The organism is Paenibacillus sp. OSY-SE (genome assembly GCF_000283315.1).
GTDB lineage: Bacteria > Bacillota > Bacilli > Paenibacillales > Paenibacillaceae > Paenibacillus_B > Paenibacillus_B profundus.
Genome location: NZ_ALKF01000085.1, coordinates 1 through 218, shown reverse-complemented (window position 1 = coordinate 218; position 218 = coordinate 1). Strand labels below are relative to the sequence as shown.

The window sequence follows — 218 nt, the reverse complement described above, 5'->3', positions numbered from 1 at the left end:
ATAATTGTTACATATTAAGGTTCAAGTATGAACATCATACAACGCATGAATTAAGCCAATAAATCATCCAAATTATTTTGCAGGAGGCTATTCTATTATGAAAATTGCAGTTATTGGTGCAGGCGGTAAAGCAGGAAGTAATATCGTAAAAGAAGCATTAGACAGAGGGCATGAAGTAACCGCCATCGTCCGTGACCCAGCTAAAGTAACGGATAATC

At 37.2% G+C, this 218-nt stretch carries 1 protein-coding gene; it reads left to right on the top strand.

The genetic code is table 11. The features are described from left to right. Positions 1–97: 97 nt before the first annotated feature. Positions 98–218: NAD(P)H-binding protein (locus tag A372_RS35760; RefSeq protein ID WP_157259374.1), on the top strand; the 121-nt coding region annotated here is incomplete at its 3' end.